Origin of the sequence: Halorussus litoreus (genome assembly GCF_003382685.1) — an archaeon.
GTDB classification, from domain to species: domain Archaea; phylum Halobacteriota; class Halobacteria; order Halobacteriales; family Haladaptataceae; genus Halorussus; species Halorussus litoreus.
Map to the genome: position 1 here is coordinate 1 of NZ_QLVG01000087.1, position 5,821 is coordinate 5,821.

Consider the following 5,821-nt stretch of genomic DNA (forward strand, 5'->3'; position numbering starts at 1 on the left):
CCGCCGGTGCTGGTTGTCGGCAGCCATCCACGGCCACCGACGCTGGTTGTCGGCAGCCGTTCCCGGCCGCCGACGCAGGCTGTAGTCGACCGTCGACCCCTCTCGAAGCGGCCGCCGCTCCGCAGGTAAGAATCAGCGATGCCGATACCCTTTTAGCCCTCCCACAGGTACCACGGCTACATGGTCGCAGAGACGATGGATCGAGTTCCGCACGAGCAGTAGCGTAGTATCACGAAGTAGCAGGATCTCACGAGTGAGTATTACTGGGGGTGTTCGAGCGTGCTGACCACTGGCGAGACGGTCGTCGAGACGGGGCTGGACGCGGCCGCACTCAAGCCCGCCGAGTGCGACGTGTCGCGCGCGCTCGACCTCCCGTTCGAGACGGTCACGGTCGACTACGAGGGCCGCGAGCACCTGCCCGATGACGACCTGCTGGCCCGCATCGCGGCGGATAAGGAGCTTCGACTGACGACTCCCGTCCGCGCCGCGGGGTTCGACCCGCTCGGCGACGACGGGCAGGACGAGGCCCTCCCCGAGGGCGTTCGCCGGGTCGCGGTCGCCGGACACCCCGCCTATCTCACCGACGAGGAGCGCGGAAAGGCGGTCGCGCCCCGGCTTCGGGCCGCGGTCGAGCGCGACCCCACCGCGTGGGTCGGCACCGAGGGCGTCGAACGCGTCGCGCTCGCCACCGGCGCGACCCAGTTCGAACTCCTCTCGCGAGCCTCCGAGCGCGACCTGCGGGCGCTCAGGGCCGCCGGGTTCGACGGCGAACTCGCGGTGTACGCGCCCACGGTGCTGACCGACGACGAGGACGCGGTGCTGGACGCCGTCGGGGCGTACGCCGCCCGGCGCGGTCCCGTCGCGAGCGCGCTCCCCGACGGCGCGGCGACCGACGCGAGCGCGTCCGGTCGCGCGCGGGAGGTCCTCTCGAAGGCGGTCCGGGACTACGCGCTGGTCGGCACGCCCGCCGAGGTCGGCGAGCGGGTGGCCGACCTGAAGGCGGCCGGGGCCGACCTCGTCGTCGGCTACCCCGCCCGCGGCGTCGAGGAGTTCGTCGGGTAGGTCCAAGCGGCGACAACTGAGTGGGCACCACTCCGATTTCTCGCCCCGTTTTCCGAAGGTCCATCCGACAGGCACCCGTAGTGTCACCCATGCCTACGTTCGTCGAGGAAGTGCAGGCGGTCGCGGCCGACGACGCTCCGGAGTTCCGACGCCGGGTGTCGGCCCGCATCGAGGCGGTGGACGACGCCGTCGGTGTCCTCGAAGCGTGGACCGGCGCGAGCCGCGAGACGCGGACCGAACTGGCCTCGAAGTACGAGACCGCCAAGTCGCTCGCGAGGGACGAGATCCGGGAGGCGCGCGCGGTCGGAGACGACGCCGATTGCGCATCTGATTCCGAGTCGGACGACCAGCCGGCCGCCCAGAGCCCGGAGGCCACTTCGCCCGAGGACCTGCTCGCACATCCGGACGTGTCCGAGGACACCAAACAGCGGCTCCGCGAGTACAGCACCAAACTCCACGCGTTCCTCGACGAAGAGCAGTCCTACGAGGAGGCCCGCGAGCAGCTGCGGGTCGCGCTCGAAGCCGAACTGGCCCTCTACCAGCGACTGCTGTCCGACGTGGAGGTCGGAACCGCGTCGGTGCGAGACGCGCAGGCGGCGCTCGCCCGGTTCGCGCGCTCGGAGACGCCGGGACCGCCGAACGTGACCGCGACCGACGTGCTGCTCGACGCGGGGACCGGCGACGAGTGACTGGACAGTTCTAAGTTCCCGACCATCCTCCTCCCGACCATGCCCCCGACGCATCTCGAACGCGCGACGAGCGGATCGCTCGAACGACTCTCCAACGCTCCGACGTGCTCGGACGAGCGACCGCTGGCGGTCACCGAGTCGCGGGAGCAGCGATGAAGGTCGCAGTAATCGGTGGCGGCGCGGTCGGCGTCACCGCGGCCTACGACCTCGTGTGCCGGGACGCAGAGGTCGTGCTGTACGAGAAGAGCGAGATCGGGAGCGCGAGCACCGGCCGAGCCGCGGGCGTGCTCTACGACGCCTTCGCGGCCCCAGAGGACGCGCGGGTCGGTGACCGTGCGCTGGAGCGATTTCGCGAGTTCTCGGGTGAGGGTGACTTCGAGTTCCGCGAGACGCCGTACGTCTGGTTCGCGCGCGAGGGCGACGAGAAGCGCGCCGAGGCGGTTCGCGAGCAGGTCGAGCGAATGCGCGAGCAGGACCGCGACGTCTCGCTCGCCGACCCCGACGACCTCCGGGGGCGATTCCCCGCGGTCAACTGGCGCGACGTGGCTGTCGCCGCGGTCGCGGAGAACGCGGGCCACGCCGACACGGGGAGCTACGCCGACCTGGTTGCTGAAAAAGCTCGGGAAGTCGGGGCCGAAATCAGAACCGGCGTCGAGGCCGAACTCGAAGTCGAAGCGGAAGTCGAATCCGAAGTCGACGGGCTCGGACTGCGCGGCGTCGACGCCGCGCAGTCCGAGTCCTCCGATGCGGAGCCCTTCGACGCGGTCCTCGTGGCCGCGGGCGCGCACACGAAGCGCGTGCTCGCCCGGGCGGGAGTCTCAGTCCCACTCAAGCCCTATCGGGTACAGGCGCTGACCGCCGGATTCGCGGAGAACCGGCGCGAGGACCTGCCGATGGTGTACGACGCGACTGGGGGATACTACCTCCGGCCCCATCCCGAGGGTCTGCTGGCGGGCGACGGCACCGAGGAGGTCGAGAGCGACCCGGACGACTGGAAGCGCGCGGCCGACCGCGAGTTCCGCGAGATCACCCGCGAGCGACTCGGCCACCGACTCGGCGAGTTCGGCGCGACCCGGGAGTCGTGGGCGGGCCTCTGCGTGGCGACGCCCGACCGCGACCCGCTGCTCGGCGAGGTGCGCGACCGCCTCTACGTGGCGGCGGGCTGGCAGGGCCACGGGTTCATGCGCTCGCCGGCGCTCGGCGAGGCGGCGGCTGAAGCTGTTCTCGGCGAGAATCCCCTGCCGACGTTCGCCCCGACGCGGTTCGACGGCGACGAGGTATTCGAGATCAGCGAAGGAATGGCGGTGGAGTAGGCCGATGGTAAAACAGAGCGATAGAGTAGAGCGGATGCGGTCGTTGCTGCGGACTTCTCGTCTAGTAGTTACGCCTCGACCGACTCGCCGTCGGGCTCGTCGGTCGCTCCCTCGGCGCGCTTGGGCACCCGGACGCGGAGCGTCCCCTGCTCGGTGAGCGTCGCGGACGCCTCCTCGGCGTTCACCACGGCGTCGGCCGGGAGTTCGGCTCGCCCGTCGAGCGAGAGGCCCCGGCCCGGAAACACCATCTCGAACCCCTCGTAGAAGTCCCGGAAGCGGTCGATGCGCACGAGCACGGCCCCTTCTGCGTATCGGACCTGCACGTCGCTGCCGGTCGCGCCCGGCGCGTCGAACACCGCGAGGTAGGCGTCGCCGCTCTCCAGCACGTCGACCGGGAGGGGCTTGGACTCCTGAACCTTGCTCGCCGCCCGCCCGACGCGCCGGAGGACGGTGCTGCCGAGCGACCGACCGATCTCGCGGATGGTCATAGCTCGATCTCGTGGAGGGTGTCGGTTCGGTTGCAGTACGGGCACTCGAAGTCCTCGAGCCCCACGTCGTCGGGCATGTCGTAGGTGTAGTGCATCTCGAACATGTCCAGTTCGCACTCGTCGTTCGTACACTCGACTTCGAGCGTGGCGGGCATACCCGAACCTAACGCCCCGGTGACTATAAACGCGAGGGCTTCGGCGAGAACGCGCCGCGCCAAAGCGCGCGAGGTCTGCGCGAGGGACCCGAGCGAAGTCTCGGCAGTCCCAGCCCGCGCAGGCCGCAGTCCGAGCAGCAACGTCTGCCGGTGGAGCTGACCGCGTTCATGCGGTCGGCGAGGCTGGGGCGGTCTGAGAGGCTGATGCGGAGCGATGCTGTGCGGTCGCGATGCAGTCTCTCCGATGCGCAACCAGTAGCCCACCCCTGAAAAACAGGCATTCGGTATCGCTCGAATCACTTGCCGTTTCCTTTACCGTTTCCGTGGCCCTTGCTCTCACCGCGACCGTTGCCGTTTCCGCGGCCGCTTCTCTCGCCGCGGCCACGACCATTACCGCGTTCTCGCCCATCCTCGTCGTTTTCGCGGTCGTCGCCGTTGTCGCGACCGTTGCCGCGTCCTCGATTTTCGCCGCGGTCGTCCTCGTCATCGCTCTCCCGTTCATCCTCGTCGTCCTCATCTTCGTCGTCGCTTTCGCGTTCTTCTTCGGTGTCGTCGCCGTCGTCTGCTGACTCACGCTCGCGTTCTTCGTCCTCGTCTCTCTCGTCGTCGCTATCCTCGTCGTCATCCTCAGTCTCTTCGTCCTCACCACCGCGCGGGACGAGGTCCACGTCGGCAGTTCCGACGACCGACTGCCCAGCGTCGATTTTCCCTTCCAGTTCGAGCGCGCCGGTGTTCCAGTCCACGTCCAGGTCGTCCATCCGGAAGAGCAGTTTCAGGTCCGTCTGCCCGTCGCCATCCGCGTCGGTTCGGATTCGCTTCGAGGGAGCAGCGCTCGCCGGTCCGAACGAGATCTCCCCGAGCGCGGTCGCGTCGAATCCCTCCCCGGAGTAGACAACGACCGGCAGACGGCCGTGGCTCCGGGGGTTGACCTTTCCGGGGAGAATCTCGACGGCGGCCGAGATCGGCCCCGCGGACTGTTCGTCGTCTTCAGTGGTCTGTTTCTCTTCGGTCGTCTCCTCGTCAGCTGTCGTCGTTTCCTCGGTCGTGGTCTCCTCCGTCGTCGTCTCGGTCCGCGTCGTCGTCGTCGAGCCACAGGTCCCCGGCCGAATCGTCAGCGGTTGATCCAGCGCCAGCGAGACCCGGTCGGGGTCGCTCCGGTCGCCCGAGAGGAACTCCCAGTCGGTGATCTCGCCCTCGTAGTAGTCGCCGTAGAGGGCCGCGTCCTCGTTGAACGCCGGGTCGACCGTCACCGCGAAGTCGTCGCCGAGCGGTCGGTACGCCCCGCCGTCCGTGCGGCCGCCGCTCCACGTCCAGTCGACGGTCCACCCCGAGTCAGTCCGGCTGAACGTGTCGTAGTTCGACGACCCGTCGTAGTCGTCGTCGGCGACGACCCACGCGCCGCGGTCGGGGTGCTCGAACGCGAGGTCGAAGGTCGCGGCACCGCCGTTGGTCCCGTCGTTCAGTTCGTCGTGGACGACCACGAGGCTCAGTCCCTCCGGGCCCTCGTAGAGGAAGCAGATGCTGGTCTCCGGGCGCTGGAGGTCGGTCGTGCCGTAGGAGCTGTAGGTCCACGCCGACGGGTCGGTGTTCGGCGTCCGGTAGTCGTAGAACGCCTCGACGGTCTCCTCGCCGGAGAGTGGCGTAATCGGCACGCACTGGTCGCCCTGCTCTATCACGTACCCGGACGGGTCCACGGTATTCGGTCCCGGGCCGAACGACCCGCGAGCGAGGCCGACGCCGCCCAGTCCGGCCGCCAGTGCGCCCAGTACGCCGCGTCGGTGGACGCCGCCGGTGGCAAACTCGGTGCCCGTCGCAGCCTCGTCGGTCGCGGAGGAGTCTCGGTCTGACATGCGAATCGCTGCCCTGTCGTTCGACCGAATCGGCCATTGTTCCACGCTGCCTACTGTTGGTCGGTAAAGACGTGGGGTTCAGCGCGGTCGCAGCCTCCTGTCAGCACTCGACAAAACTCGGCTGAACTGCGTGAACGACGAACTTAGGCACCGTCCAACCACCGAGAGACGTGGTGCGTCGACGGCTAAGGACCTCGAACCGACGGCTGACGACTGTTTGACGGTCGGCTGCGAGCGCGAGCGTCGACGCTCGCGCTCGCAGCC

At 69.0% G+C, this 5,821-nt stretch carries 6 protein-coding genes; 3 read left to right on the forward strand and 3 right to left on the reverse strand.

What is annotated here, in order from left to right:
- Positions 1-279: 279 nt before the first annotated feature.
- The 3 genes from DPQ64_RS18235 (at position 280) to DPQ64_RS18245 (ending at position 3,064) form a co-directional block, all read left to right on the forward strand.
- Positions 280-1,062, forward strand: coding sequence for a DUF7388 family protein (locus tag DPQ64_RS18235; RefSeq protein ID WP_115865716.1), 783 nt, complete (start codon positions 280-282; stop codon positions 1,060-1,062).
- Between the two features lie 89 nt (positions 1,063-1,151).
- Positions 1,152-1,751: a hypothetical protein gene (locus DPQ64_RS18240; protein ID WP_157971783.1), complete on the forward strand. Its 600-nt coding sequence runs from the start codon at positions 1,152-1,154 to the stop codon at positions 1,749-1,751.
- Between the two features lie 152 nt (positions 1,752-1,903).
- A complete protein-coding gene (locus DPQ64_RS18245; RefSeq protein WP_115865718.1) occupies positions 1,904-3,064 on the forward strand; it encodes an NAD(P)/FAD-dependent oxidoreductase in 1,161 nt (386 codons plus the stop codon).
- A gap of 68 nt (positions 3,065-3,132) precedes the next feature.
- On the opposite strand, the gene DPQ64_RS18250 is transcribed toward DPQ64_RS18245, so the two are convergent.
- The 3 genes from DPQ64_RS18250 to DPQ64_RS18255 form a co-directional block, all read right to left on the reverse strand.
- Positions 3,133-3,552 carry an Hsp20/alpha crystallin family protein gene (locus DPQ64_RS18250; RefSeq protein WP_115865719.1) on the reverse strand — a complete coding sequence of 140 codons (420 nt, stop codon included), beginning with the start codon at positions 3,550-3,552 and terminating at the stop codon, positions 3,133-3,135.
- Positions 3,549-3,707 carry a DUF7559 family protein gene (locus DPQ64_RS19415; RefSeq protein WP_198662202.1) on the reverse strand — a complete coding sequence of 53 codons (159 nt, stop codon included), beginning with the start codon at positions 3,705-3,707 and terminating at the stop codon, positions 3,549-3,551. The genes DPQ64_RS18250 and DPQ64_RS19415 overlap by 4 nt, the downstream gene beginning before the upstream one ends.
- Positions 3,708-4,003: 296 nt before the next feature.
- Positions 4,004-5,557: a hypothetical protein gene (locus tag DPQ64_RS18255; protein WP_115865720.1), complete on the reverse strand. Its 1,554-nt coding sequence runs from the start codon at positions 5,555-5,557 to the stop codon at positions 4,004-4,006.
- Positions 5,558-5,821: the final 264 nt, after the last annotated feature.